General features: G+C 57.7%; 30 protein-coding genes. All 30 read right to left on the reverse strand.

Features of this window, described 5'->3' with window-relative positions; translation table 11 throughout:
- Nucleotides 1-106 precede the first annotated feature (106 nt).
- The 30 genes from NL116_RS16970 to NL116_RS17115 all read right to left on the reverse strand — a co-directional run bounded on the left by NL116_RS16970 (nucleotide 107) and on the right by NL116_RS17115 (nucleotide 24,455).
- The gene (locus NL116_RS16970; RefSeq protein WP_494373185.1) at nucleotides 107-901 is read right to left on the reverse strand and encodes a DNA adenine methylase; all 795 of its coding nucleotides are present in this window, start codon (nucleotides 899-901) and stop codon (nucleotides 107-109) included.
- Nucleotides 902-919: 18 nt separating this feature from the next.
- Nucleotides 920-1,228: a hypothetical protein gene (locus NL116_RS16975; RefSeq protein WP_494373186.1), complete on the reverse strand. Its 309-nt coding sequence runs from the start codon at nucleotides 1,226-1,228 to the stop codon at nucleotides 920-922.
- Nucleotides 1,229-1,278: 50 nt separating this feature from the next.
- Nucleotides 1,279-2,130: a hypothetical protein gene (locus NL116_RS16980; protein WP_494373187.1), complete on the reverse strand. Its 852-nt coding sequence runs from the start codon at nucleotides 2,128-2,130 to the stop codon at nucleotides 1,279-1,281.
- An 87-nt stretch (nucleotides 2,131-2,217) separates the two neighbouring features.
- A complete protein-coding gene (locus NL116_RS16985) occupies nucleotides 2,218-2,415 on the reverse strand; it encodes a Cro/CI family transcriptional regulator (RefSeq protein ID WP_494373188.1) in 198 nt (65 codons plus the stop codon).
- Nucleotides 2,416-2,449: 34 nt separating this feature from the next.
- Nucleotides 2,450-2,953, reverse strand: a complete 504-nt coding sequence (locus NL116_RS16990) for a DUF2514 domain-containing protein (protein WP_494373189.1) — start codon at nucleotides 2,951-2,953, stop codon at nucleotides 2,450-2,452.
- On the reverse strand, nucleotides 2,950-3,567 hold the full coding sequence (locus tag NL116_RS16995) for a hypothetical protein (RefSeq protein WP_494373190.1): 618 nt from the start codon (nucleotides 3,565-3,567) through the stop codon (nucleotides 2,950-2,952). The genes NL116_RS16990 and NL116_RS16995 overlap by 4 nt, the downstream gene beginning before the upstream one ends.
- Nucleotides 3,567-4,124, reverse strand: a complete 558-nt coding sequence (locus NL116_RS17000; protein ID WP_494373191.1) for a glycoside hydrolase family 19 protein — start codon at nucleotides 4,122-4,124, stop codon at nucleotides 3,567-3,569. The genes NL116_RS16995 and NL116_RS17000 overlap by 1 nt, the downstream gene beginning before the upstream one ends.
- Before the next feature lie 66 nt (nucleotides 4,125-4,190).
- Nucleotides 4,191-5,240 carry a phage late control D family protein gene (locus NL116_RS17005; RefSeq protein ID WP_494373192.1) on the reverse strand — a complete coding sequence of 350 codons (1,050 nt, stop codon included), beginning with the start codon at nucleotides 5,238-5,240 and terminating at the stop codon, nucleotides 4,191-4,193.
- A 56-nt stretch (nucleotides 5,241-5,296) separates the two neighbouring features.
- Entirely contained in the window at nucleotides 5,297-5,503 is a 207-nt protein-coding gene (locus NL116_RS17010; RefSeq protein WP_494373193.1) for a tail protein X, read from the reverse strand.
- The gene (locus tag NL116_RS17015; RefSeq protein ID WP_494373194.1) at nucleotides 5,478-6,323 is read right to left on the reverse strand and encodes a phage tail protein; all 846 of its coding nucleotides are present in this window, start codon (nucleotides 6,321-6,323) and stop codon (nucleotides 5,478-5,480) included. Before NL116_RS17015 ends, NL116_RS17010 begins: the two co-directional genes overlap by 26 nt.
- A 12-nt stretch (nucleotides 6,324-6,335) precedes the next feature.
- A complete protein-coding gene (locus NL116_RS17020) occupies nucleotides 6,336-8,708 on the reverse strand; it encodes a phage tail tape measure protein (RefSeq protein ID WP_494373195.1) in 2,373 nt (790 codons plus the stop codon).
- A gap of 141 nt (nucleotides 8,709-8,849) precedes the next feature.
- Nucleotides 8,850-9,158: a phage tail assembly protein gene (locus NL116_RS17025; RefSeq protein ID WP_494373196.1), complete on the reverse strand. Its 309-nt coding sequence runs from the start codon at nucleotides 9,156-9,158 to the stop codon at nucleotides 8,850-8,852.
- Between the two features lie 10 nt (nucleotides 9,159-9,168).
- Nucleotides 9,169-9,672, reverse strand: coding sequence for a phage major tail tube protein (locus NL116_RS17030; protein WP_494373197.1), 504 nt, complete (start codon nucleotides 9,670-9,672; stop codon nucleotides 9,169-9,171).
- Between the two features lie 12 nt (nucleotides 9,673-9,684).
- The gene (locus tag NL116_RS17035; protein ID WP_494373198.1) at nucleotides 9,685-10,848 is read right to left on the reverse strand and encodes a phage tail sheath subtilisin-like domain-containing protein; all 1,164 of its coding nucleotides are present in this window, start codon (nucleotides 10,846-10,848) and stop codon (nucleotides 9,685-9,687) included.
- Between the two features lie 99 nt (nucleotides 10,849-10,947).
- Nucleotides 10,948-11,565 (reverse strand): phage tail assembly chaperone, encoded by a 618-nt coding sequence (locus tag NL116_RS17040; RefSeq protein ID WP_494373199.1) that lies wholly within the window; start codon nucleotides 11,563-11,565, stop codon nucleotides 10,948-10,950.
- A gap of 16 nt (nucleotides 11,566-11,581) precedes the next feature.
- On the reverse strand, nucleotides 11,582-13,972 hold the full coding sequence (locus NL116_RS17045) for a phage tail protein (RefSeq protein WP_494373200.1): 2,391 nt from the start codon (nucleotides 13,970-13,972) through the stop codon (nucleotides 11,582-11,584).
- Entirely contained in the window at nucleotides 13,969-14,574 is a 606-nt protein-coding gene (locus NL116_RS17050; protein ID WP_494373201.1) for a phage tail protein I, read from the reverse strand. Before NL116_RS17050 ends, NL116_RS17045 begins: the two co-directional genes overlap by 4 nt.
- A 1-nt stretch (nucleotide 14,575) precedes the next feature.
- Entirely contained in the window at nucleotides 14,576-15,454 is an 879-nt protein-coding gene (locus tag NL116_RS17055; protein WP_494373202.1) for a baseplate assembly protein, read from the reverse strand.
- The gene (locus NL116_RS17060; RefSeq protein ID WP_494373203.1) at nucleotides 15,451-15,777 is read right to left on the reverse strand and encodes a GPW/gp25 family protein; all 327 of its coding nucleotides are present in this window, start codon (nucleotides 15,775-15,777) and stop codon (nucleotides 15,451-15,453) included. The genes NL116_RS17055 and NL116_RS17060 overlap by 4 nt, the downstream gene beginning before the upstream one ends.
- A 5-nt stretch (nucleotides 15,778-15,782) precedes the next feature.
- Nucleotides 15,783-16,076 (reverse strand): hypothetical protein, encoded by a 294-nt coding sequence (locus NL116_RS17065; RefSeq protein ID WP_494373204.1) that lies wholly within the window; start codon nucleotides 16,074-16,076, stop codon nucleotides 15,783-15,785.
- Nucleotides 16,077-16,133: 57 nt separating this feature from the next.
- Entirely contained in the window at nucleotides 16,134-16,700 is a 567-nt protein-coding gene (locus NL116_RS17070) for a phage baseplate assembly protein V (RefSeq protein ID WP_494373205.1), read from the reverse strand.
- Nucleotides 16,697-17,227 carry a hypothetical protein gene (locus NL116_RS17075; RefSeq protein WP_494373206.1) on the reverse strand — a complete coding sequence of 177 codons (531 nt, stop codon included), beginning with the start codon at nucleotides 17,225-17,227 and terminating at the stop codon, nucleotides 16,697-16,699. Before NL116_RS17075 ends, NL116_RS17070 begins: the two co-directional genes overlap by 4 nt.
- The gene (locus tag NL116_RS17080) at nucleotides 17,220-17,855 is read right to left on the reverse strand and encodes a hypothetical protein (RefSeq protein ID WP_494373207.1); all 636 of its coding nucleotides are present in this window, start codon (nucleotides 17,853-17,855) and stop codon (nucleotides 17,220-17,222) included. Before NL116_RS17080 ends, NL116_RS17075 begins: the two co-directional genes overlap by 8 nt.
- On the reverse strand, nucleotides 17,852-18,166 hold the full coding sequence (locus tag NL116_RS17085) for a head-tail joining protein (protein ID WP_494373208.1): 315 nt from the start codon (nucleotides 18,164-18,166) through the stop codon (nucleotides 17,852-17,854). Before NL116_RS17085 ends, NL116_RS17080 begins: the two co-directional genes overlap by 4 nt.
- A 2-nt stretch (nucleotides 18,167-18,168) precedes the next feature.
- Nucleotides 18,169-19,164 (reverse strand): major capsid protein, encoded by a 996-nt coding sequence (locus NL116_RS17090; protein WP_494373209.1) that lies wholly within the window; start codon nucleotides 19,162-19,164, stop codon nucleotides 18,169-18,171.
- Nucleotides 19,165-19,228: 64 nt separating this feature from the next.
- A complete protein-coding gene (locus tag NL116_RS17095; RefSeq protein ID WP_494373210.1) occupies nucleotides 19,229-19,573 on the reverse strand; it encodes a head decoration protein in 345 nt (114 codons plus the stop codon).
- Nucleotides 19,570-20,724, reverse strand: coding sequence for a head maturation protease, ClpP-related (locus NL116_RS17100; protein ID WP_494373211.1), 1,155 nt, complete (start codon nucleotides 20,722-20,724; stop codon nucleotides 19,570-19,572). The genes NL116_RS17095 and NL116_RS17100 overlap by 4 nt, the downstream gene beginning before the upstream one ends.
- 2 nt (nucleotides 20,725-20,726) lie before the next feature.
- The gene (locus tag NL116_RS17105) at nucleotides 20,727-22,214 is read right to left on the reverse strand and encodes a phage portal protein (protein WP_494373212.1); all 1,488 of its coding nucleotides are present in this window, start codon (nucleotides 22,212-22,214) and stop codon (nucleotides 20,727-20,729) included.
- Nucleotides 22,214-22,420, reverse strand: coding sequence for a phage head-tail joining protein (locus NL116_RS17110; protein WP_494373213.1), 207 nt, complete (start codon nucleotides 22,418-22,420; stop codon nucleotides 22,214-22,216). The genes NL116_RS17105 and NL116_RS17110 overlap by 1 nt, the downstream gene beginning before the upstream one ends.
- A gap of 1 nt (nucleotide 22,421) precedes the next feature.
- Nucleotides 22,422-24,455, reverse strand: coding sequence for a phage terminase large subunit family protein (locus NL116_RS17115; RefSeq protein WP_494373214.1), 2,034 nt, complete (start codon nucleotides 24,453-24,455; stop codon nucleotides 22,422-22,424).
- Nucleotides 24,456-24,459: the final 4 nt, after the last annotated feature.

The raw sequence follows: 24,459 nt of genomic DNA on the forward strand, positions 1-24,459 counted from the left end.
ATAAAATCGCTGAAGGGGCCAGCAAGCGACTGTTTCCCAGCTCGTCAATTGCTTGCTTTCCCCAGCGAACCTCTTTATTTTTCAATCTTCATCCCCTACGATCCAACTAGAACAATCCTCCTAGCGCCTCCGGCTCCCAACTCATAATCACCAACTCCCCTGTCACCACAGCCTTGGCTTGGCGCTGGTTGGCTGTGGTGTAACGAATGTCCAACGTCTCAAAGTGAAAGCCATCGAACACCCGGCGGATGTCTGGATGATCGTTGATGCTGACCATCACCTTGCCTTTGCATCGACGCATGAAGTCGGCCATGCGCTCATAGTTATCAAAAGAAAATTCTACGCCATAGCCTTCGGTCTGCCAGTACGGAGGGTCCATGTAGTGGAATGTGTGAGCGCGATCGTAGCGTTCAGCACATTCAAGCCATGGCAGGTTCTCAACATAGGTCCCAGCAAGACGCTGCCAGGCCGAGGATAGGTTCTCCTCAATCCGCATCAGATTGATAGCCGGGCCAGTAGTGGCGGTACCGAACGTTTGTCCGGAACCCTTAGCGCCGAAAGCATGATGCTGCAGATAAAAGAATCTGGCCGCGCGCTGGATGTCGGTCAGGGTCTCCGGCCGGGTCATTTTCTGCCATTCAAAAATCTGCCGGGAACTGAGTGCCCACTTGAATTGGCGCACGAACTCCTCAGGATGGTTCTGCACAACGCGGTACAGAGCGACCAGGTCACCATTGATATCGTTGAGTACCTCCACCGGTGCGGGCTGAGGCCGAAGAAAGAACAGCGCGGCACCACCAGCAAAGACCTCGACATAGCACTCATGGGGAGGAAAGAGCGGGATCAGCCGATCTGCAAGTCGGCGCTTTCCTCCCATCCATGGAACAATCGGACCAGACATAAGGCCGACCTCTGTTGATTATTCTGCTTCGATATCCTCAGGGATATCCTCGGGTTGTTTCGGAGGATCGATAAAAGACTGGAATGCCTGTACCAACAGCCCCCACGCATCGCCACCATCGGGCGACTGCAGGAAGTCCTGCACTTTATCCTTATGCTGCTCGAACAGCTCACGCTCACCATCACCAATAAAGCTGATGACCTGAGGTGCCTCGAGCCGTGCGTACTCCGCGCTGACCAGGTGACGAATCATGGCCATGTTGCTGGCCGGCGCCGGCGGAATCATGAGTTGACGCAAAGCTTCAATTGCTTGTGTTAGCGGATCCATTTCAATCTCCCACAAAAGAACGGGGGCCGAAGCCCCCGCCTATCCCCCAATTAACGAACGTTGGTGTTCGCCGCCGCCTGGGTACCGCTGGCAGTCATGGTGCCAAGGTTGACGATGTCCTGACCTTGACGGTTGTTTTGGATCAAAAGCGACTGAAAAGCGCTGAACAAGCCACTGATCTGCGCCTGCAGCTGAGACTGCTGTTGTTGCTGATTGACCTGCTGAGTCACGTTGACCTCAACATCCCGGCTGCGACGACTGTGACGCTCATCCAAAAGTGCAGAGTCGGCCACCGCCAATTGACGTTGCAGGTTGCTCATTTCGAACGTGGTGGCTTGATCCTTCACGCCCTGGATCGCCACCAGGATTTGGTTGGTGTTGGCTTGGCCCGACGCCAAAACAGCAGTGGCCGAATTGGTGACCTTGTCGCCCAGGTTGGCGAAGCCCTGCGAAATGAACAAGGTTTGTTGGCTGATCTGATTGCTGATCTGACCAGTCTGAGTTGCCAGAAAAGTTTCGATCTGTGCAGTCGACAGCGGGCCAGCAGCCTGCAGGTCACCCAGCTTGGAAAGGATCGCAGTAATTTCGCAGCGATCGACACCGGTTGCAGCAGCGACAGTTCCAACATCGCCATCCAGTCCGCCGCGACGCAGCAGCAGAAGCAAGAGGATTGGCCACATCGAGCCACCCATACCACCCTGATCTTTGTTTGCCATCATTGCAGCAAGGATGCCGCCGATGCCCCCCATGCCGCCGTCCGCACCCGGCATGTTGATATTGATTTTGTCCAATTGCTCACTGATACCGCCCATGTCTAAATCCTCGTGTTTGTGCTCGTGCCTGTGCTCATGCACAGGTTTAGGAGCAGGTTCTGCCTGAGTTGTCCCATCGACTTCCGGCATGCTTCACCTCCGCTGCTGACGCTTGGTTTAAGTAGCGCCTTGGCATGCACAACGAGTATTGAACGACATGTACAGGTGGGCAATTTTCTAAAATACCGCAGGTATATTGCCGAAACTTTTTACTTCATAGGCAGCAATCACCACGCCTTGGTCGTCCGTTCGAACGATGATTTTCCGATCGGAATTGACGGCCTTACCTATCGCTCCGGGCGTGACGTTCAATGAAGATGCCGCAACTTTTTGCGTAACTTTTTTCACGTACTCGTTAAGGGTGACTTCGATCATGACTTCAAGCCCTGGAGTGATTTGAGGAATTACATCATTCAGTCGGTCTATTCTTTTTTATCGCGTCGTAACTGCGCTCGCAGGCTTGCCCGGCTATTCGGGCGCTGTCATAAGCCTTCGCCAGCTCTCCCGCTCGCTTGTCAGCCCGCTGGAACAGGTCGGAGAGCACCATGGAGGCGCGGGTGGCTGCCTCGCCTCTTCTGGCAATTCCGGTATCGCTGGTGCACTGATGGGCGGCCAGCTGGACGGCGGCGATGTGCAGCCGCTCACCAGCAGCATCAGCCCCAACGCTGTCAGCAACCGCGTTTTTGCTTTGTGCTCTCGCATCATTTCTCACCTGGTTGATTTCGGTCTGACGGCGCTGCTCTTCTATTCGGGCCGATGACTCGGCGCTTGATCTGGCCTTGGCCTGGAACTCGCCGTACTCAGCCCAGCGTGCCTGCCATTCGGTGTCCATGGTGCCGCGCCCGAATTGATAGACGAACAGGGCCACCACCACAGCGCCGATCAGGCGCCATCGCAAAGTCTTCAGGCTCACTTAAGATCTCTACCGGTGGAGAACTTCGACCAGCGATCCAGCGATGATCGAATGGTGCTGTAATCAGCGCTTCGATCGCTCGTGAAGCCGACAGTGATTGCGCCAATGATTGCGCCATACTCAGGGGGAATACTGATTGCACAGCCCCAGACCACTCCCGCCTCACGTAGGATTGGCCGATCACGTGCCAAGTGGTTGTGATCCCCGCAAAACTCCTCTCCCCGGATGAGCCTAGCGACTTGCAAGACGCCATCGATGCCGTCCGGAAAAAGCGGCTCAGTGCGGCCTTCTAGTTCTGGATGCCGCTGCCCATCGACCCACACATAGATTGGCCGCTTCGTATCGCCGGCGACGTTGGCAGCCCAAATAAAAATGGTCTTTGGTCGTACCTCTATGGCCAGCTCATCAATGACCTGGGGCAATCGATCCTCGATAATCTCTGGCCGCGCCCATCGATTTGCGGTCTCGGTGTAAATCTTCCAGCGCGCCTCCCACACGAAATACGAAACTCCACAAAATGTTCCGATCACAATGAATTGCGCGGCCAGCTTCCAGCTCATCTTGTTAACGATAAATTTGAACAGGCCCACAGCCTCTCCAGAGTCGATTTTCATTACGCAGCTTCCAAAACTGTTAACGCTCGTTTATGCAGGGCTTGGCGATCAGCCAGGCCATTGAGCCCACCATTAATGCGGCGAGTGATAGTTTCAAATTGGCCAGCGTCCGCCAGTGTGTTCAGCCCATTAGTGGCCCAGTACCAGGCCGCCGACATCGCCGCCCATTGCGGCTGCTCCAGTAGCTCAGGCGTGTCCAGCAAACGCTCATCGTCAAACAGCCCGAGGCTGCATTGACGGTAGTTATGGCGACCAGTTACCTGGATCAGCCCTCGCCCGCAATACTTCTGGCCATCGCCGTCGGCCTCGGGCGTGTTGCCAAGACGCTTGGCCAAAGCGCCGGTGTCGTACTTCGCCAGGTAGGCGTTACCGCCCAGCTCGCGAACGTAATTCAGCTGGCCAGATTCATGGCCGATCTGGGCAATGAATGCCGCGATGCGTCTGGCGCCGACAATCTGGTAGCGCCCCATGGCCACGTTTAATGCGGTTACAAAAACGCCGGCTTGGGCGCCGGCGTTAGGAAGGATCTGCAGCAACTGCTGCTTGGAAATGGACATATTGTTTCCACCATAAAATTAAGAAAAACGCCAGCACTTGTAGCCAGCATTAAATTAGGCAAAGGTTCAGGTGTTCGGCGGAAGATGTAGCACTACCGGCTCCGGCTTTTTCTTCTTGCCCTTGGCCTTGGACTTGCCCTTCTTCCCACCATTGCATTCGACCGTGGTGCTCCAGCCGCCCGCGGTAAAGGTTTGCTCCACCGATTCAACCAGGTACTCACCATCGAGCCCAGTTTTGAAACCTTGGGCATTAATCTGGCACTCCGCGAATAGATCAGTCCGCCCCGGCATTTCCAGCCGAATCCCGGCGGTCGAGCGGTTGAAGGCCACCAAGCGTGCCTTGGCCGCTGCCTCAGCGGCCGACTTGTTGGGATAGATATGGCGATCGGTATGTACGGGAGGCAATCCATCAGGTGCATCTGGGTTCGCCAAATGGAGAACGATCGAGTCACCTTTTTTCTTGTTCTGGTATTGGGCATTTACACCCTTATAGGTACTGCGGTCGCTGAGGCGGAATTGCCACCGACTGACGTCGCTACGTCCTATGGAAATAACACTTAACGTTTTGCCGGTCGCGCTCAATCCACCCTCTCTGGGCATGACCAACAACTTGCCATCAGCGACCTTCGCGGTGCAGTTATGCTTCTTGGCCAGCCGGGTGATGAAGTTGAAATCTGATTCATTCGATTGATCGATCCGCGGCACTAGGGTGGTGACCGGGCAGGCCGGTTGCCAGCCATTGCGCGCGGCGATCTCTCCGACAATAGTGGCCAGACTGACATTCTCCCACCCGCCACTGCGAGAGGTCTTACCACTGCCCCGCATATCGCTGGCCTTACCGCTGATGACCAAAGTGTCCGGCGGACCCGACAAGGTGACTTCGTCTACGGTATAGCGCCCAATGCGCGTGAGCTCGACGCCGTCGTAGCCCAGATACACTTCAATATTGGCACCACGACTGGGCAGTGACATCGCACCGTCACGATCATCAATGCGCAGCTCAAACGTGTCCGACTCCATGCCGGGCTTGTCCGAGGTTTGCAGCGACAGCAAGCGGTCATTGATCAGCGCAGAAATATCGGCGCCGTCGGCAACAATCCGAAAAACTGGTTTCATAGGGACATTCCAGAAAAAGAAAACCCGCACTAGGCGGGCTGGTTACGACTGCGGAATCAACTCCACAACTGAATGACATCATCGGTCTCGGTGACCAGCTCCGGCAGCTTGATCAACAGCCCTGCACGAAAGGGCTGAGGCTCATCGGCCAGGCCTTGGTTGGCATTTAGCACCGCCTCAACGGTACCAACGAGATGGCCGTAAAAGTTCTGACAAAGGGTATCGAGCAGGTCCCCATCAGACGTTCTGCATATCTTCACCATAACGGACAAACTCCATTGAGAACCCCTGCTTGCGCGGAATAGCTCCCGGCAGCAACGCGCTTTGCTCTTCCTCGATACTGGTCAGGCACCAATTGCCCAGCACTTCGCCATAACCAGTGGTCAAATTGAGCGGAAGCAACTTGGCGCCAATGCTGCGCAGGGTATTGAGTTGATTCAGCCCGCCTACTCGACCTGGATAAATCGCCCCCTTGATGGTGATTTTCTCATCTCCGAAACCTACCGCCTGCTGCGCTGGTCGACGCGACAGCCGCTCCTGCGAAGCCCACCGAAACGAGGTCTGCCGACGCAGTTCATCGAAGGCCGCCGTGTCCAGGTTAAAATAATACGGGCGCTCATCCGGCCTGAGCGGATAGATGATCAGCAAATGCGGAAACGGCTTCACTGCCTCTGGTTCCGGTGTTAGCGGCGTCTCGAAAAACTCCGTCGGAAAAATGTTGCCCAGCATGGCGTTGACCTTGCCGGCGATGTTTTTAAGCGCGGTCCCAGCACGAGCAATTTGCCCCGCTAGAGCCGTCACTCGTTCATCTATCTGTGATAGCGCCCGCTGGGCTTTGTTGTAGGTATTCACCACCGAGTTGATTTTGTTCTGGGCGGAATTTACTGAACCCATGAGCCGCTTCGCCTTCGCTGCAGCTTCAGGTCCGATGAAGGGCAAACTCTCCAGATCACTGGCTGCTCCGTTCATGTCGCTGATCGCACCATTAATCGGCCCGATCATGCCATCCAGGCTATGACGTCCCGTTTCTCCGGCACTGACCATGTACGTCAGCCCGGATTGCATCTGCTCCATATAGGTCATACAACCTCCTTATCAAACATCCGGGGCATCGTACAATTGGCGTGATTTAACTTCGCGACTGAACTCCTCAAATTGGCGCCGCCAAAATGGCGCCAGCTGCTGAGCCATCTGCTCGGGATCCTTCACATCCCCTTGAACAGTAATCGTTGATTGCGGAGCGAAGCTGAATTGCTGATCAACTTTCGTCAACGCAGGCTTGGCCGATTCGGCAGCCTTGGCCAATAGCAACGCCCCAGGAGCCGCTGGTGGTGACGACGCCGTCATCGAGCGAACCACATCCCCCATTGCTGGATTATCTTCCGGGAGCATCATTAGTGGCCGGCCTGACGCACCTGGAACATCCTCACCAAATGCAGCCCTACCTGCAGTTTTCCCTAGCGACTTCCCCCCAAACGCACCAATCGTTCCGCCAATAAGGCCACCGACGAAGGTGCCAATTACAGGAACCACCGAACCGATCGCAGCACCGATCGCGGCACCGGCCAGTGTGCCTGCCAGCCCTCCAGCCGCCTCGCCGTAACCTTCTGCTTTTTGATTTCGAGTCTCGGCATTTTGATATGTATCAACGACCTTGAAGCCCGCATCTAACACCGCAACAGGCGCGGACCCCTTCAATGAGCGGGCTCCAGTCTTGGCCACATCAAGCGCCTTCGCGGCTACCGTCCCGCCCACCTTCGCCCCACCCTTCTTGCCCCCCCTACCACCCCCATCACCAATACCAGTATCGGTACCACCGATCGCGGGATTAGTGACGAATACCCGCTGGACGATATTGCCCCCACCACCCATTGAGCCACGAGCAACGTTGGCCAATCCACGGCCAATCTTGATAACCGCCAATGCGTTACGCAGCGCGACCACACCAGCCACTACAGACCCAATACCCATCACCAAACCAGGAGACTTATCAGTCAAGTCGCCAAGGCTCTTGGCTACCGACCCAATGGCCTTGGCAGCCATGTCCGTAGCCGGGCGAATGGCATCACCAATAGCTCGCATCGAATCATCAATGGACTGCGCTGTCTCTTTCCAGATCTGTGCGGAAGTCTCACGACGATCAGCCAGCCCCTTATCCAGCTCACCAGCAGCAGACCCAGAATTCGTTTTTAGTTCTTTGTACATTGCCCTATTTTGTATGGCTGCAATCAGTGCAGTCTTAGCTTGCATATCAACAATGATATCGCCAGTGCGCAGCATTTCCTCGAAAGCCTTGATCATGGCATCACGTTTGGCCGGGTCTTTCTCCTGATCAATCTTGGCAACGTTCTCACGCAATTCTGCCGCTTTCGTGGGATTCGTTTTCTCGACATATTCCTGTGTCAGATCAATCAGCGCTTCTAATGGAGATCTGCCCTGACCAATAGCCAGTGCCATCGACTCCTTAAACTTAATCCCAGCCTTGTCAAAAGCTTTTACCGTCTCTCCCGAGCCGACTTTTGAAATCAAGTTCTTCAGGTTGGTGGCCGCTTCATCAGCGCTGCCCGCTGAGTTCATCTGCACCTGCAGCATCGAACCCAATTGCACGACCGCATCCTGCCCGGTCACCCCCATAGCAGCCATCATGGCCAGCAGGCTTGGAAAATGCTTGGCCATATCAGCGGCTTCAAAACTACCAGCCTTCCCTTGGTACGCGATTGTCTCAAGTGCTTGCAGCATCTCCTTTGGGTTCTGGATCTTGGCGTTCTTGCGAAGCGCACCAATCATGCCAGCGGTTTCACCGCCAGCGGATCCCTGCCCAACCGCAAACTTCGCTGCGTCAGGGACGAACTGCAGCGCCTCTTTCACGTCCATACCGCCAGTGACCAGGTTGTTCAGCAGATCCGCAACTTCGTTACGAGCCATGCCGGTGTCGCGTGAAATCTTGATCATGGCCTTGGCCATTTCTTCTTCTTGCGGCGTGCCAGCGACATTGGCCTTGATCGCAATGTCTCGAATAATTGCTTGAAAATCAGCACTGATCTTGGTCGGCACGGCAACAAGCGCGGTGCCAGCAACAGCTTGGCCAATCCCACTACGCAGGCTTTCCTTGCCAGCCTGAACTTGTCCCATGCCCTTGGCTTTGAGATCGGCGCTACGCGCGACTTGACCCAACGCTTTGTACTCTTTGTTCAGCTGCGTAACTTCGATGCCCTGCTTTTTCAAACTGGCAAGATTTGCATCTAGCTTCTTCTGCAGTTTGTCAGCCCCTTCCGCACCATTGGCATGCGCCTTTTTCAACTCATCACGTAATCGAATTGTTTCGCCAATAGTCTTCTGCAGCACCCGCGCCTTGGCCCCTTGGGCTTCCAGCTTCTGAATCCCGGAGCTGACGCTCTTGAAAGCTGCCCCAACTGTTGAGCTGACTGCGCCGCCGATCACCAGGCCTATCGCGAGTTTGTTCGCCATCTGATCCACCTACCCATACGGGAATGGGCTCAATCCGTGAGCCACCACACCATGTCGGAAAAAGACATGACCTGAATCTCGGCCGCCGAAAAATTCAGTTCGACGGCCAAGCGCTTGGCCAATGTCTTTTGCAGCTTGGGGTTAAATCCCGTCGTCTGCTCCCACACGAAAATACGCGGCCTGCAGACGACGATAGTCACGCATCAGCAGGCCCTCCAATTCGTTTCTGGTGATTGAGGCAAGGGTACAAAACAGATTGAGTTCCTGCTCCTCATCATCACCTTTTGATTGAAGCGTGGCAGCTCGCGTCTCTTTTACTGTCGGTTCGCGCATGGTCAGCGTGTCGACTTTCACGCCACTGACCTCGATCGGCTTGGACAGACTTACGGTGGCGATTTCACCATCCAGCTTAAGCCACTTGGGCAGTACAGCGGTCTTATCGTTACTCATGCATTACTCCTTATAAGCCCAGGGCAGCTCGTACAGCGGCCAATTGGTCGACACCATCGATCACACGCACCGAGGCGAGCAGATCAAATTCGTACATCACGCGGCCATCGATTTCGAGCTTGTAGTAGCTGACGGCGATCGCATATTTGAACTCAGCTTTATCACCCGGTTTCCAGTCACCTGGATCGACTTCTTTCAGACCACCGCGGAACGTGGCGACCACCTGCTTGACGGCCCCCTTCTGACCTTTAAAAGCACCGCGGAATGATCCGTTGAAAGCGGTCTGATCAAGCAGGCCGAAAAACTTCAGCACCTCTTTACGCACGCCATTGGTGGTGAAGCTGGCTTCAAGCTTTTCCATACCCATATCGATTTCAATCGGACCGTCCATGCCGCCGGCACGGTATTCATCCGTCTTCAGAGTCACCTTGGGCAAGGTCAGGCTGGGCACTTCGCCTGACAGGCTGATGCCGTCGACGAACATGTTGGTGTTGTAGAGCACTTCAGGAATCATGGGGCGGCCTCCTTAGGCGGCAGTGTCGAGCACTTCGGTGATCCACTGGTCGGTCACTTCCACGCGGAAATTCGGGTTCTCGGCAGGCGGCACATCCGTGAACCGAATGTTCCAGTACACCTTGCCCTGGCTGAGCTGGCTGGACGTGTTCAACTCCTCGTCCGGATAGACTTCGAAGTTGATGATCGCGCCCATGTTTTTCAGGTCGCGCATGAACGCCTGCAGCCCCTCAGTCACATCCTTGACATAAGTGGACGTGATCGAGCGGTCGACCGCCCATTTGTGCGCGTACAGGATCGCGTCCATGACGATGTCCACCGTCCGCACGCGCGTAACAAAGGACCATTTGGGGTCAGCGGACAGCGTGCGGTTACCCCACAGGCGGTAGCCGCCGTCTCGAATGATGGTGGTGATGAAGGCGTTGTTGAGCAGGTTGGCCCGGCAGGTTTCGTCGCCGTCGAGAAACTCGACTGGCCGCGTGGTACCGGTGATGCCGGTAAATTCCTTGTTCGACGGTGAGGCCCAGAAACCGTAAGTCGCATCAGTCCAAGCGAAAAGGCCAGCAGTCCACGCCGAGGCCGGCGCATCCACCGTCGCACTGGACTCCGTATCCCAGTACTTCACACCCGGGTCGACCATGTAGGCATGCTTGCTACCGAAGTTGGCAGCGTATTCCATGGCCTCTTCATCGGTGGTGTTCGGCCCATCGAGAATGGCCATTGCGCGCAGTTTGTCGGCCAGGCCGATCAGCGCGGTGGCCACCGCCTGCGTCGCCGTATATTTCGGGCTGATCAACAGCCGCGGCTGGGCGTTGAACTTGCTCTTGCCATCGAGCAACGCCTGCATGCCAGTGCGTGTACCGTCCGCCCAAACGCCACCGATGATCGCGGAAATTTGTTCCGCAGGGTCCACGAATTCAGCCACACCGACTGCCACGATCACCGCCTTGGCTCGAGCAAAAACGGCCTTGCAGTCCTTGGTGATCGCCGCGTCTGCCCCCCACGCAGCGACGGCTTCGCTTTCGCGGGTGATCAGCAGCAGCTCATTGGCTTTGGCCGTCGCCGGTGGTGCCACCTTGAACGTGTTGCACAGACCGATGATTGACGATGACGGCAGCGCGATCGTACGCGCGCCGGTATCGACCAGGGTGACGGTGACGCCGTGAAAGAAGCTCATAGGACTTTTCTCCAGGTACAAAAAAACCCGCAGTGCGGGCTGGTGAGATGTTCGTTGTTACGCATAACGGAAAAGAAAACGCCCCGTCAGTGCAGGCCGTTATGACGGTGGCTGGTCGAGCCAGGTCGGTTTAGCTGGCCGGTGGTCTGCATTCGGAAAATGCTCCGCGCTTGGCCAGTCGCGCAGCCCCCGGCGATAAGCTTGTAGCTCGACGTATTGCTCTGACTCCAAGGTTAGTTTCGTTCCCTCCTCGATTTCGTCACGATGTCGCGCAACCACACCGTCAGTGGCACTCAATTCAATGTCTCGCCAACTCCGCTCAGAAGCAGTCAACTGCTCCATGGAAGGGGCCGGCAGATCAATCAGGATGGGATTTCCCCCAGCATCTTCGCGAATCAACTGTCCCGCAGCCTGACCATCGAGCAGTTCCAAATGTCGTTCTTTAGAAATCGACACGGCATCAGCCGGGATGCGGCAGGCTGGATTGTCCACGCGGATCAACGGATGCACAGACGAGTCATCCAATACAGGGACCATCAACGGCGTCTCGCCTGTGTTCGTGATCGTTTCGCCATCGACGTCGATGGAATCGCCCGACAGAAGCTCAATGCTCTTGGTAGGGCGAATCCAATCCGGGTCAGGAACCAGCATCGTTCGCGGTCCAAAATCCGCGTCGTCGTAAAAACCTCGCGGGCTTACGCCATAATAAATCGTCATGTTGTTTTCCTTCGGGTCAGTTACCCAGGGCTTGCCACATAAAAATACGAGAGTCTGCTGCGCCAGTGGTGTAATGCACCACGGCCTCAAACCCGGCGTTAGTGGGAATACTGGTCCCCGAATCTGATCGGCAGGAGCGGTATGTTCCACCCCCTCCATCGACAAGATCCAGGTCAACTGCCGCAATCCCAGGGCTGCCAACGACACCAAAACACTGATTGGGAAAGACGCGTGGGAACGTAATATCGAAGTCCCAACGATCACTCGGCGGGTTCGCAGGCCCCACCACAGTGCCCCACTGCAAAATCAATCCACCGCCAAGGGTTCGCGTGCCATAGGCGAGCGAACCATTAAGCGAGCCGCTGCCCACCACCACCCAATGGGCACCGGCATAACAGGTAATCGACACTTCGTCGGACGGACTCAACGTGAACGAGGTAGCCGTACCCGAGGTATCGTAAGCACCAATAAAGAACTCGCCAGCAGCCGCGGTAAATACACAGTTCGACGACCCCAAATTGACAAAGCGAATACTGGCGCCAAGAGGCACCGAGCCAATGGCCGGAAAGGTCAGCGTCGAACCCGCCACCTCAGAAATAACAAATTCACCGCCAAAATCAGTCAGCGCAATGGCGCGACTGCCTTGCAGCCATTGGCAACTATTTCTATTCCCCAGCGCTCGCTGTACAAATTCGGTAGTGGGCAGCGCCTTACTGCTATCAAACAATGGCGGCGTAACACCATCCACTTTGGAATACTGCAACTGCGCTGACCCCGACGCCAGCCAGACGTCTACGCCGTTACTAGTCAGTTCCAAAGTGGCGCCGGGTTGCATCGCGATGCCGGAAGGCAAGTTGCCGCTGCCGCCGGCGATCAAGTCAAAGCCAGCACATACGACGTTGACCACACCCAACCCCATGTTGCGGAAGTTAATCGTGCCGCCGTCGGATGTAGTGTTGGCCGCAGGCAAGCTGATGGATAGATCCCCTTCGACCGCGACCACCGTACCGATGGCTGCCGGGGTCAATGCGGTATTTCCCGTCAGCCCCATATGGCCGGAGTAGTTACCACTGGATCGCTTGACGAACTCAGTCGTCGAAAGTGCCTTGGAATTGTCAAACTGCGGCATCGTGATGAAGTTGGCTTCTGGGGAAGCCGCCGCGTACCGCGCTGCGACCGTGCCACCGATCAGGCGCCATTCCCCGCCGGCCGAAAACATCTGAAATACGGCGACCTCTTCCCGCCTCATCGTCACCGGTCCGACCATAGGCAGACCACTGACGTGGCGAAGCGAGCCACTACCTGGAGCTAACAGCGTGGCAGTGACGCCTACGCTCATATTCCCCGCCAGCGTAACGGTGGCACCCACGGGCACACCAGCCACCGGAGGCAGAGTGATGGTGCCATTCGCACTGAGATAGAGATGCGCAATTCCGCCAATATGACTGGCGTTCAGCGAAGATGAACCACTTCCCGACACAACCCCATCGCTGTATTGCAAACCTTGTCGCCGCACAAACTCCGTCGTTGCAATCAACTTGCTATTGTCGAACTGCGGCGCGGTGGTTGCTGTCGGGTTATTTGCCGTTTTAAACGTCAGCGCCGTGGTGCCTAGCACCACATTGCCATCCGTCACCAACTGCCAACGGGTGTCGGCCAGTGTCGCGCCCTGTTCAACCGCAACGACCAGTCCCGACGTGACATCGACATTGCTGTCAGCGTCTGCCGTCCGAACCCAGGTCCCAGCTGCTGCGCTATACAGGCCGTTATCTTTGGCCGCCGCTTGGTCCTTGACCAGCACCCGAGCGCCCGCAGATAACGCTACCGGCCAGTCACCGCCAGCCTGCACGCTCAGCCCCGATAACACGATCGCGCCCGTCGTCGCATACAGCACCGACTCCTTGTGATCGAGCTTGGCGATTTCTTCTTTCACCTTCTGGTCGACGTATTCACGTGTCGCCAGAACTACGGCCGGATCGATCTTCAGAACAATGCTGGCCGAGCTGCTGACGATAAAGTTCATTCGTACGACTTGGGTCTTGCCCGTGCCCTGCGACAACAACGGCTTGAAGCTTGGCGCACAGTTGGCCACCGCCACCAGGTCGCCATCGATATCGTACAAACCGATTTCGCGAATCCACTTGCCACCGACGTCCGCTGGAATCACCTGCTCGGTGATCACTACGCGGGCATCCGTCGGTGACACTCGGATTTGGTTGATCGGCGCCCGACGCCATTCGTTGATCAACTGGGTTTGCAGGCGATCCGGGATGGGGTTGGTGTCATTGGCATCGCCAATACCCATCTCGGTAAACATCCAATCCAAACCAAGCGCGATCGCGTTGGCATGCTTGGCTTCGCCTACCGCCGTGAGCATGGCGAAAAACTGGCTGGTCTGATCAATCATGGGTAGATGTCCATAGTGTCTGTTTCATCAATGCACAGCGCCGGACCGAAATGGCCGGTCACTTCAATATCGAGGGGCGTCGGTGGGTACACATCGATCTCTTCGCCTTCATAGACACAGACGGCGATGTCCAGGATTCCCTGCGACTCAAGACTGATCGTGAGGTTGGTCAGATGGCGCGTGACCGGACGCGCGTCATCGATCAGCCACGTCAGCTCCTGAAACATCTCTTCGGTGATGCCCTCATCGTTGAGGCCGACCTCCAGTGCGAACGTACCCGGCACCCCTTCAGGCGTGGTCTGCCACCACTCTTGCACCTCGATCAAATAGCCCAGCGGTTCGACCACCCGACGCAGCGCGCCGATGGTGCCCTTGCGTGCATGGACGAAAAACGCACTGCGGATCGCCGCACGCTTGGCTTCCTCGGACCAGCGATCATCCCAACGATCCACCGACCAAGACCATGCCAAATGCGGCAGCAGATGCACCGGGCAGGTATCGGCGTTGTACAGCGAGCGCAACGGAATCTCGGTACGCTCCTCGTCGGCGGCCTCGAGGGCCAACTCCAGCGGCGTACTGTTGAGCGGTAACAGGCTGCTCATATCAGGCTCCCAGCGTCACGACATAGCCGGTGCAATACGCGGCCTCGGCTTTGGTCGGCTTGAGGTCAGTCCAGCCAACCAGTTCGACGCGAGCGATCCCGGGAATATGCAGCTGGGCATGAACGCCCGAACGCGCCACCTCCAACCCAAGTCGATGTGGTGGGTTGATCCACGCAGCCAGGCGAGTCTTACATTCTTCCAGATAGGCTTCATTTTCCGGGCCGGAGGCCTGTGGATACACCACCGCTTCAATGCTGTACTCGATCACCGCCGCACTTTGCACCGTGAGTCGATCCGCCACCGGTCGTACATCGTCGTCGCTGAGCGCCACCCGGACCTGTTCGATCAACACCGGACTGGCCACGCCGTTGCCTTCCAGACTCAGGACCGTGACCACCACCACTGCCGGTGATGGGCTTTCTGCCGTAGCATCGGCCACCAACCCCGACGCATTGCGCGCGTGGAATATATAGCTGTTGCGTGGGCCTGCCGTGGTCAACCCTTCATAAGCCAACTGGATCCGCTCACGGAGTGCGGCATCTTCCTCCATCACCCTAGGTGTTGGCGGTACCGTCGTCAGATCCTCGGCCTGAATCACCAACCGCTGCAGGTCGACATTGGCCGCCAGTTGATCTAGGTCTGCCCTTTCCGCGTGGGCCAACAACAAAGCCTTGCCCGCATCATTGACCCGTGCCCGGTTCTGGATTTTGCGATAGGCCGCCTGCTCGAGCAGCTTCAGCACAGGGTCGCTTTCCAACACTGCACTCCAATTATCGCCCATGGCCAGGCGAAATGTTTCCAGCTCTTCCTGATATACGGCTTCAAAATCGAGGTCTTCCAGTACTTGCGGCGGTGGCAAGGCCGCCAGATCCATGGTCATGCGGTCACCTCCAATAACACATCATCGCCCAGGTACTGGCCAGACAACTGAAAGGTAATACTGCCGCCGAGAACCGCCACTACCCGAACCCGCTCGAGCTTCAGGCGCGGCTCCCAGCGACCAAGGGAACGGGCTACCTCGGCCTGTACCGCGCTTTTCCAGCCATCGTTAACCGGCAGGTCGACAAAACGCCGCAGCTTGCTGCCGTAAGCCGGACGCATCCGGCGACTGCCCAATGGCGTGGTCAGGATGTCCTCAATGGATTGCCGCAAATGATCAAGGCCGGAAATGAGCTGGCCGGTGCGGCGATCCAGTCCGATCATCCCGATTACTCCAGCAGCGGTTCGAAATCAGCATGTTTCTGCAGGTAGGCCAACGCGTCGACGTCATCGGCAGCAACGGTCACGCGGCCCTTCGCGACTGGCAACTGACGCTCACCTGGAAGGATCAGAACGCGGGAGGTATAAACCTTGTCGCGGAACGTCTGAGGCGTGCTCGTGCGTCTCTGGCCACGTCCTGAGTTTTGCTCTCGTGATACCACCTGCGGTGGCACCTCATCTTCAAGGTCATCCTCTTGCTCGACAATCATCGGCAAACGGTCCTCGTTGTTTTTGTCGGACATAACTGTTCTCCAGGTACAAAAAAACCCGCACGCGGCGGGCTGATAAAGAGTGATACATCAGTGCTGATGGTTCGGTGTGTTGCCACCCGCATCAATAATCTTTCCGGCGCTGTTGATGTCGCCGGTGGTGTTCAGCGTGCCATCGATCGTCACATTGCCGACCATGGCGATCAGCGGGGATACGATCCCAACCTGATCGGGAGTCACTTCGAATAATGAGCCGCCCACCTTGATCGTTGCGCTGGCACCACTCGGCAAATCAATGGTGTAGGTCTTGGCCTGCCAGTCGTAGACCAGCGACCCACCATCGTCAAAACGCCAGACCTCGACGTGATCACGATTGTCCGGTGGTGGTCCGGCATCACCGTACAACCCCGGCACAAAGGTGCCTGTCGCCAGCTCGCCGCTCGGGCTGACCAGCACGCCCTGCTCACCCATGCTCGGTGCCCGCCAGTGACGCGCCTTGCCAGCCGCCACGCTGTGCCAGCGCACCCAAGCACTGACCCATTGACCATCGGAAACCCGACATGCCGGCGGTGACGCAGCCAGATCGACAGCTACCACGTAACACGACTTGACCAGCCCGGCGATCATGCGGTCGTGCTCGGCGCTTGCGTAACTCACACCAAGTCCTCCGGCCGGAAGTAATTCTCTTCGTTGCCGATACCGGTCTCGCCGTCGATGTTCAGGTACAACGTACCTGGTGGCTCGACAGGCCAAGGCCATTCCACCTCACCGAGGTAGATCGTCTGGAACCACTCCACCAACCACACGGTGTAACCATCCAGCTCAGGCTTGGTAAAGTCCTGCCGGGCCTGAACGAACTGCGCAAACTCCACCGGTTGCCCCCACGTCTGAGCGCGCAGCAGCACCGCCAGCTGCGCCGCCATCTGGGCCGCTTTCAGTTGGTGTTGTGCACGCTCCGGCTCGACGATGATCCGCGCTTCAAACCGTAGGACGAGCACCGTTTCACCGGTACCACTGTCCTCACCCGGTTCAAACTCAGCGGGCTCCAACAATACCGCCGGCAGGGCCATTCGATCGGTAATTTCCGGACAGGTCGCCACAAGCTCGGCGGCGGGCAGCGCAACACGGATATGCTGCTCGATCGCGGAGTACAACTGATCAAGCGTAAATGTCGGATCAGGCACGAGCAGTCCCCTTTAGATATTTTTGTAGCTCGAAATTCATTTCCTGCTTGAACACTACAAGCAAACGCTCATCGGCCTTTTTCGCCCATGTGTTGAATTGTGATTCGACGTCTTCCAGCGACACCTTGGCCTTGGCTAGGGGAAATCGACCGTCGTTTTCGGCGATCCAACCTGAGCTGGCACCGCCCGCTGCCGACACGGAACTGCCCGGGTAATCCTCCGCCTTTAAGTGCTTGCTGGCGGTGCGGATCCAGACCTCCGCCGTCCCGCCATACACGCGCTTGTAGAACGCCCCGCGGTAGCGCCGGCCAGCTACCGAGACACCCGCCTTGCTTTGCCGTGGCCGTCCAACCCGGCTGGCTTCGATCGGATTCATGCCGAACCAAAGCTTCCCCTCCTTGCTACCACCCTGCATCGGATAACTACGCAAACGCTGCCGCACCGCCGTGGCTGCTATTTTCTCTTCCTTGCTCACTGCACGACCGATGTGGGTCCGCAACCATCCGAGGGTTTTGTTGATAGCCCGACGCTGGGCGTTCTCCACCGCCTTGGGCACCAACTTGGCCAAATCCTCAAAGGCTTTCACGTCCTTGGCAGAAAGGCCCAGAGAGATAAGGTCGGTACTCACACCTTCATCCTCAGAATCAGCGCCACCAGCCCATCGCCACCGGGTTGAACGCTGACCAGTGTGTAGTCCCCACCACCGTCCAGCGCCGGCAGGTCGATGCGCACCGATTGGGCTTTTTCCACGCCCACTGCGTCCGCCACGCGAATCACAAAACGTGGCTCTCGCAGGCTGGTTTTATTCAGGCCCATCTGTGGTTGCAGCCAAGGTGCCGCGAACATCCCCTGCACCTCCCTACCTTCGATATACCCGACGTCGCCCAACAGCTCGAACACCGCGGAGTCGACCTCATCCACCAGCTCACGAAAGGCCATGATCAAAGGTCCAGGCGGATCTGGGCTTTGGGTCTAGTGCACAGGTGCAACGGGTTGGACTGGGCTTCACCATCGATGCCTTTGCCAAATGGCAGCAGTTCAACCTTACCGTAATACGGCAAGCCTTGGGTGTTGGCCGTTTCCATGTAATCGGCCGGAGCAAAACAGGAGATGTACATGTCGGGCACATCTTCAGGAATCAGTAACGCGCGGTCATCATGAATGAACGCGCGACCGCCGATCCGGCCACGGTAGCGCTCCCAGACGATGCCGCCCAACTCGAAGCTTTCACGCGAGTCACCGCGCAGTTGCGCCGCCTGAATGGTGTTCAGGTAGGTCTCTTCAACCGACTTGTGGGTAATCAGTTTGCTCCAGAAGTTCTTGCCGCAGAGGGCGCGCGCGCCCGAGGCCGAGGTGCCTCCCAGCGCATCCTCCTGCATATCCAGCGCTTCAGCGCACTTGAGTCGCACCTTGGTGGCGGCATCGGCAAACCCCATGGACAGCCTCGGTTGCTGCACACCGAACGCCTTGTAGATGTCCAGCAGCACGGTGGTGCCATCCGCATCGACAACCTGGCCGTTCAACGCCCCCATGCGCTGGTACTCGTGGGTGGCGTCCAGTTGTCGACGGGCCTTGGCCAGTCGAGTGTTGACCACACCCTGAACGGCCTGCAGTTCAGAGGTTGTCCCAAATGCACGAATACCCTGGATCTCGTCGGCCTTGATCGCAAACCGTTGCGGCAGGTGCACAGTGTTAAAGGGAATCAGCAAGCGCTTGCTCGCCCCGACCACCAGGCCCGAGGTGCCGCGCTCACCGGCAGGTACCAAGGCCAGGGTATCGCCGTCCTTTTCGATCTGTACGGTGATGGTGGTAATGCCTTCTTCCCGAAACAACCCCATGCTGCTGATGCGACCCGGCAGGTATTCCTGCTCGTTGATCGCCGCTGTCAGTGAGGAAACGGAAAACGCATCGTCGTTAAAAATGCCAATATCGGCCATGGGTGTACTCTCCAAAAATGCAAAACCCCGCTCATGGCGGGGCTGGTATAGGGGGCGAAAGGACTTAGCGGATAATCACAAAGCGTTCGGCTAAGGCCAGCTCCGCGTCCGCATCCAGCCCCGTCAAGTGCACACCGCTGACTTCAGCCAGTCGAATGACGGCGCTGGCCCGGCGCGGGTCGGGCGACTCACTCAGTGGAGCATAAAGAATGCACAAGGCAACCTCGGTACCATCCGAGGCGGCAGGGTCATAAGGCGCCAGTTGACCGGAAGCAGTGACTAGCCCCAACAACTGACCCGCCTCCAACGCAGGACCTGCCGCAACAATGACGGCTTCCCGTGAAATCTTGCCGGCCCCTTCAGACAGCAGAAACTCACCGGCGTGAAAGGATTCGGTTTGGCTGCTCATGGTCTTGCTCCTTTGCCAGACTTGGAATGCCCGGATTGAGCCGCTCGGCGAGAGGCCCAGATCGAGGATGAATCAGTTTGTTTGGCCTGCACTTTCGGCGCAGGGTCGTCTTGCAACGGCAGGCTGTTGTCGATTTCAAAACCTTTACCGCCGCTTACAATCTTGTCGAACAGACGCGCTCGCACGGCCGGGGCATCCAATCCAGCCGCCACGTACTCGGCACTGAACTCCGGCAACCGCGCCGCGACACACAGATCGTTCACCGCCTTGGCGCGAGCCAGGCCCGCCTGCACGATCGCTTCGCTTTCAAGCTTCGTCGAACTGAGTAGCGCTTCAACCAGGTTACTGACCCCCTCCGCCGCACAGCGCTGGCTGATCATCAATGCCAGCTTCGCCGAATCGACAACCGGTGGAGTCGGTAGCGGATCAGTTGGCTGCAACTCCGGCTCCGGCTCTGGCGGTTCGTCGAGCTGGGCCAACAAGGCCGCGGGGGCATGTTGATAACGCTGCAGCACGCCACCCTGGCCAAGGCTGGCCTTTACCGTGATCCCGTCCCCGACTTCATCGGCCAGCCCCAAAGCCACCGCTTCATTGGCGGTGAGCCAGGTTTCGGCATCGACCAGGCGCCGCAACTCGGCCTCGTCAATGTCCGGTGCCTTGGACTTGTAGGCCGCGATGATCGCTTCCAAGGTCTGGTCAAGCACGTCAGCGACCTTGCGGAAGTCATCAGCGTCCCCGGCCGCGTAGGTCCAAGGGTTGTGGATCATCAACATGGCGTTGGCCGCGATGACGACCCGGTGTGCCCCGCACACGGCAACACTGGCAGCGCTCGCCGCCAATGCATCGACGCGGCCGGTACAACGTTCACCGAGGCGACTCAGCGCGTTGTGAATCGCCAACCCGTCGAACAAATCGCCGCCGATGCTGTTGAAGGCGACAACCACCGGCGAGACACCATCATCCATGGCGCGCAGGTCCTGCACAAACTGATTGGCCGTGATGCCCCAGTAACCGATCTCGCCATAGACAAACACTTCAATCACCTGATCGGTGCCTTCGGTGCTGGCCTGCATGACGTACCAGGACTTGTCCTGCACAGTCACGCGTTTGCCAGCCCGGTTGTAAATCACGGGTGATACGGTCTTGCTCATGGTTACTCCTTTTCATCGGGCGGTTCGACCACCTCGACGAGCGTGCTGTAGTTGAGACCTTTTTCACGGGCCCGGGCGGCATCGGCAGCATTTTCTTCATCCACCGTTTCGGAGTCATAGCCGGTGCGCAACACCATCTCACTACGCGAGGCGAATCCAGCGTTGACTTCCAGCATGCGCGATTGCACGTCCTGCACCGGATGGATGTAGGCCCAGCCTTGTGGCACCCAACGGGTACGCAAATATTCACGCCGCCGCTGTGCGTAATCGTCCAGTGTCAAAGCCCCGGACAACACTGCCATGTCCATCCACGCGGCTCGCACCGGGCGGCAGAGTTGATGCACATAGACGCCAAATTGCAGCTGCTCTAGTCGGCGCCGAAATTCGTTCAGCACCACCCGCAGCGCGCGATCATTCACGTCGCGCATGTCACCCGTTAGGATTTCGTATGGCATCCCTGCACCCGCTGCCGCAGCCATCAATTGCTGTCGCATGAAGTCGGGATAGTTGTTCCCAGCATCCGGTGGCTTGGAGAACTCCACTTCTTCACCGGGCAACAACTCCTGCATGGTGCCCGGCTCAAGCGCAACCATCGGCGTGAAGCCGTCTTTCGACAACTCGAGCGGCGCCCCCGTGATGGGGTCGCGCGGCACCGGACCTTGGTCGATCGGTGGCCGCTTGATGAAACCGGCAAACAGGTTGGCCACCTCCTGTCGGAACAACACCGCATCGTCGTAATTATCCAGACTGCGCAGGCGTTTCAGCACCGGCGACAGCCGGGGCACGCCGCGCAGTTGTCCTGGTTCGATCGGCTCAAAGATGTGTAGCACCTGATCTGCCGGCACCCTCACCAGTTGGTTGTAACCGCCACTTAGCGAGGAAGGCGCGCGCGGATGCGTGCGGTACATCCAATAGGCAACTCGCCGACTGTCCGGGGTGAACTCGATCCCGGCGCGGATGGTGTTGCCATTTTTGGCCATCTCAAACTTGTCGTGCGGCACAAACTCCGGCGCCAGGATCTGCAACTGCAAGGGCACCGAGAGACCGTCATTCAGACTGCGTGGCCGTAAGCGAACAAAGCACTCGCCGGAAGTTTCGACTGTCCGAGCAATCAACGCCTGCTGACCGTAAAAATCGGTCAGACCATCGGCGTCCGATTCATCAACCCAGTCCTGCCAAAGGTCCTGCAGCAGATGCCGTAGTTTATCGTCCAGCGTTTTCGGTCTGGGGGTGATGCCGGTACCGATCAGGTTACTGACACGCTTGTCGATCGCATTAAAGGCATATGGGTCGTTGCGCACTGCCGCCCGGGAGCGTGCACGCAAATTGCGCAGCGCCGGCGTCACCAGGCTATTGATGTCGCTGTCCGGCGCATCCCAGCTTGCCGACCGGCGCCCATCCGCCGCGCCTTCAAAGCTGGCCTTGATGGCGTTGATGTTGGTCGGCAGCAAGAATCCTCTGCTACTCAGCGCAGGGTAAGTAAGCGCCATTACAGTCCCTTGCCTCCATGGTAAAGCCGTGACACCCGCGAGCGTGGACCGGCTGCCGTAGCCAAGCCGGTTCGAATCTCGTCGCGTGCCCGCAGCAATTCATCTACGTCGCGGTATTCCACAGTGCGGTCGGTGTACTTCACGATTTTTTCACCGCGCGCAATCGCCGCCTCGATAGCATCGAGTTGCTTTTGGGTAAAGGCCATATCAACGTCTCTTCAGGTAGCCACTGGGCGCCACACGGCGTTGAAGTGGTGAGGCTGCCGGTGCGGAAATCACAGCCGGCGTGGCGGATTGCGGAGCTGGGACAGGAGCGGGTTCTGGTACAGCGTCTGGCGTTACTGGATCGGCATTACTGACGCGTTCGGCCTGCACGGGCTTGGTGACCACTGCATCGTCAAACAATCCCGACTGCGCCAACGCCTGACGAATTCGCTGCCAGTCGTGTTCCTTGTAGCGATTGATGCCCAGGTAATGCGCCATCGCCAGGCAATACACCATCAGGTCGAGCGCTTCGTTGCGTTCGGCCTTACCCTTGACCCACTCGATACGCTTGTGGCCGCGCACGTAACGCGCCACCTTGCGTTCCGCGACGCATTGGTCGAAGAAGTCATCCGGCAGATCGTTGGCAAAATGCAGCGCACCCGGTCCCGTTTCGAATGGGTAGCGGTTGTAGATCCAGTCCTTCGCCGTGTCGGTACCGACAAACCACAGCTCGGCACCGTTGCGTTCGGTCTGGCCTTTCCACGTCACATCCACCATCGATGGGCGCTGGGCAATCACCGGTCGACCAGGTTTGCTCGCACCCTTGATGGCGAACACGTTTCGCCAGCGGCGGACGCGGCAAAACTGATAGACCTCGTCGGTGTGGTGACCACCGGAGTCGACGGCCACGGCGAGAATACCCAGACCGACGCCACACGGGTGGCGATATTTGACCTTGAGCAATTCATCCAGCGCAGCCCAGGTGCGATCGTCGGCAGGATCACCGGCGACAATCTGGTAATCAATCACCCAGCGTTCCATGCCGACGCCCCAGCCCATGGCCATGAACTCCAGGCGGTTGGCTTGAACGTCGACGGCGCCGGTGATCATCAGGACCGCTGCCGACATCGACCCGAGCCCATAATCCTCCAGACGCGCCCGAGCCCGCAGGGTATCGGCCTTGGTCTGCTCTTGCGCCGCGTCCCAAACTTTTGCCAGACGGGTGTTGTAGAACACCTGCATCGGCTCAAGGTCGCCTTTGGCTTGAGCCTTTTTAGCCTTATCAAACTGCTTGGCCAACGATGCCCAGCCTGTCCAACCTAGCGGTGCGTACAGCGCATTGAGGTTAAAGCCAACCGTCTCGCCATCACCCTTGGCATGAGCTCGCCATTCTCCGTGCGCCAACATCTCGCCCTTGTGGTGCTCCTCGATTAGCACATCACAATCCGGCCCAGCACACTGATAGTGCACCACCTGATAGTCCGCCGAGTAGTGCAGGAATTCCCATTCAAGAGTTTGCATGTGACCGCAAGATGGGCAAGGCACATAGAAATAACGCTGGTCACTAGACTCGAACAGATCTGCGATCCTTGAGGCCCCCTTGATCGTCGGCGAACTGGAAAAGTAGAACTTTGCATTGCGCCCGAACGTACTGCCACGGGTTTCCGCCAACTCGATGGGGTCGCCCTCATCTCCAACATCTAACTCCCAGCGATCGACTTCATCACCGTAAATGAAGCGCGCCGAAAGCTCCGAAAGGTTCGCCGCAGAACCGGCAGTTGTGACGTACAACGAACCGCCCTCAAACTCCTTGGTGTCCATGGTGTTGCGCGCATCCCGAGAACGACTAGCAGCGACGCGTTCCCGCAAAACCGGGACGGCCTTAATGGTCTTACCGATCCGCGACGACACCCGCTTGGCCAACCCCAGACTAGGCAGCAAGGTGAGAATGTTCGACGGCGACATGTGGATCAAGGCGCCAATCCAGTTCAAGGCGATCTGAGTTTTCATCAACTGCGAAGCCACCATCGTCACCACACGCTTGCAAGGATGACTAGGTGAAAGGCAGCGCATCGGCTCTCGGGCATATGGTGTCCGCGCAGTTCGGTATTTGCCAGGCTCTGCAGCACCCGCGTCACGCGGGATCAACATGTACTCATCGGCCCATTCATCTACCCATAAATCCGGGTCAGGTTTTAGCCCCCGAAAATACGCTTCGCGGTATACCTCCCCGCCGTCTGCGTATCCAGTGGGCATAGAT

This window comes from Pseudomonas sp. FBCC-B1667 (assembly GCF_059133255.1).

Excerpts from the sequence above, each read along its gene's own strand:
- NL116_RS16970 (WP_494373185.1), bottom strand. The coding sequence starts at position 901 with ATGTCTGGTCCGATTGTTCCATGGATGGGAGGAAAGCGCCGACTTGCA.
- NL116_RS16975 (WP_494373186.1), bottom strand. The coding sequence starts at position 1,228 with ATGGATCCGCTAACACAAGCAATTGAAGCTTTGCGTCAACTCATGATT.
- NL116_RS16980 (WP_494373187.1), bottom strand. The coding sequence starts at position 2,130 with ATGCCGGAAGTCGATGGGACAACTCAGGCAGAACCTGCTCCTAAACCT.
- NL116_RS16985 (WP_494373188.1), bottom strand. The coding sequence starts at position 2,415 with ATGATCGAAGTCACCCTTAACGAGTACGTGAAAAAAGTTACGCAAAAA.
- NL116_RS16995 (WP_494373190.1), bottom strand. The coding sequence starts at position 3,567 with ATGAAAATCGACTCTGGAGAGGCTGTGGGCCTGTTCAAATTTATCGTT.
- NL116_RS17000 (WP_494373191.1), bottom strand. The coding sequence starts at position 4,124 with ATGTCCATTTCCAAGCAGCAGTTGCTGCAGATCCTTCCTAACGCCGGC.
- NL116_RS17005 (WP_494373192.1), bottom strand. The coding sequence starts at position 5,240 with ATGAAACCAGTTTTTCGGATTGTTGCCGACGGCGCCGATATTTCTGCG.
- NL116_RS17010 (WP_494373193.1), bottom strand. The coding sequence starts at position 5,503 with ATGGTGAAGATATGCAGAACGTCTGATGGGGACCTGCTCGATACCCTT.
- NL116_RS17015 (WP_494373194.1), bottom strand. The coding sequence starts at position 6,323 with ATGACCTATATGGAGCAGATGCAATCCGGGCTGACGTACATGGTCAGT.
- NL116_RS17020 (WP_494373195.1), bottom strand. The coding sequence starts at position 8,708 with ATGGCGAACAAACTCGCGATAGGCCTGGTGATCGGCGGCGCAGTCAGC.
- NL116_RS17025 (WP_494373196.1), bottom strand. The coding sequence starts at position 9,158 with ATGAGTAACGATAAGACCGCTGTACTGCCCAAGTGGCTTAAGCTGGAT.
- NL116_RS17030 (WP_494373197.1), bottom strand. The coding sequence starts at position 9,672 with ATGATTCCTGAAGTGCTCTACAACACCAACATGTTCGTCGACGGCATC.
- NL116_RS17035 (WP_494373198.1), bottom strand. The coding sequence starts at position 10,848 with ATGAGCTTCTTTCACGGCGTCACCGTCACCCTGGTCGATACCGGCGCG.
- NL116_RS17040 (WP_494373199.1), bottom strand. The coding sequence starts at position 11,565 with ATGACGATTTATTATGGCGTAAGCCCGCGAGGTTTTTACGACGACGCG.
- NL116_RS17045 (WP_494373200.1), bottom strand. The coding sequence starts at position 13,972 with ATGATTGATCAGACCAGCCAGTTTTTCGCCATGCTCACGGCGGTAGGC.
- NL116_RS17050 (WP_494373201.1), bottom strand. The coding sequence starts at position 14,574 with ATGAGCAGCCTGTTACCGCTCAACAGTACGCCGCTGGAGTTGGCCCTC.
- NL116_RS17055 (WP_494373202.1), bottom strand. The coding sequence starts at position 15,454 with ATGACCATGGATCTGGCGGCCTTGCCACCGCCGCAAGTACTGGAAGAC.
- NL116_RS17060 (WP_494373203.1), bottom strand. The coding sequence starts at position 15,777 with ATGATCGGACTGGATCGCCGCACCGGCCAGCTCATTTCCGGCCTTGAT.
- NL116_RS17065 (WP_494373204.1), bottom strand. The coding sequence starts at position 16,076 with ATGTCCGACAAAAACAACGAGGACCGTTTGCCGATGATTGTCGAGCAA.
- NL116_RS17085 (WP_494373208.1), bottom strand. The coding sequence starts at position 18,166 with ATGGCCTTTCGTGAGCTGGTGGATGAGGTCGACTCCGCGGTGTTCGAG.
- NL116_RS17090 (WP_494373209.1), bottom strand. The coding sequence starts at position 19,164 with ATGGCCGATATTGGCATTTTTAACGACGATGCGTTTTCCGTTTCCTCA.
- NL116_RS17095 (WP_494373210.1), bottom strand. The coding sequence starts at position 19,573 with ATGAGCAGCCAAACCGAATCCTTTCACGCCGGTGAGTTTCTGCTGTCT.
- NL116_RS17100 (WP_494373211.1), bottom strand. The coding sequence starts at position 20,724 with ATGAGCAAGACCGTATCACCCGTGATTTACAACCGGGCTGGCAAACGC.
- NL116_RS17105 (WP_494373212.1), bottom strand. The coding sequence starts at position 22,214 with ATGGCGCTTACTTACCCTGCGCTGAGTAGCAGAGGATTCTTGCTGCCG.
- NL116_RS17110 (WP_494373213.1), bottom strand. The coding sequence starts at position 22,420 with ATGGCCTTTACCCAAAAGCAACTCGATGCTATCGAGGCGGCGATTGCG.
- NL116_RS17115 (WP_494373214.1), bottom strand. The coding sequence starts at position 24,455 with ATGCCCACTGGATACGCAGACGGCGGGGAGGTATACCGCGAAGCGTAT.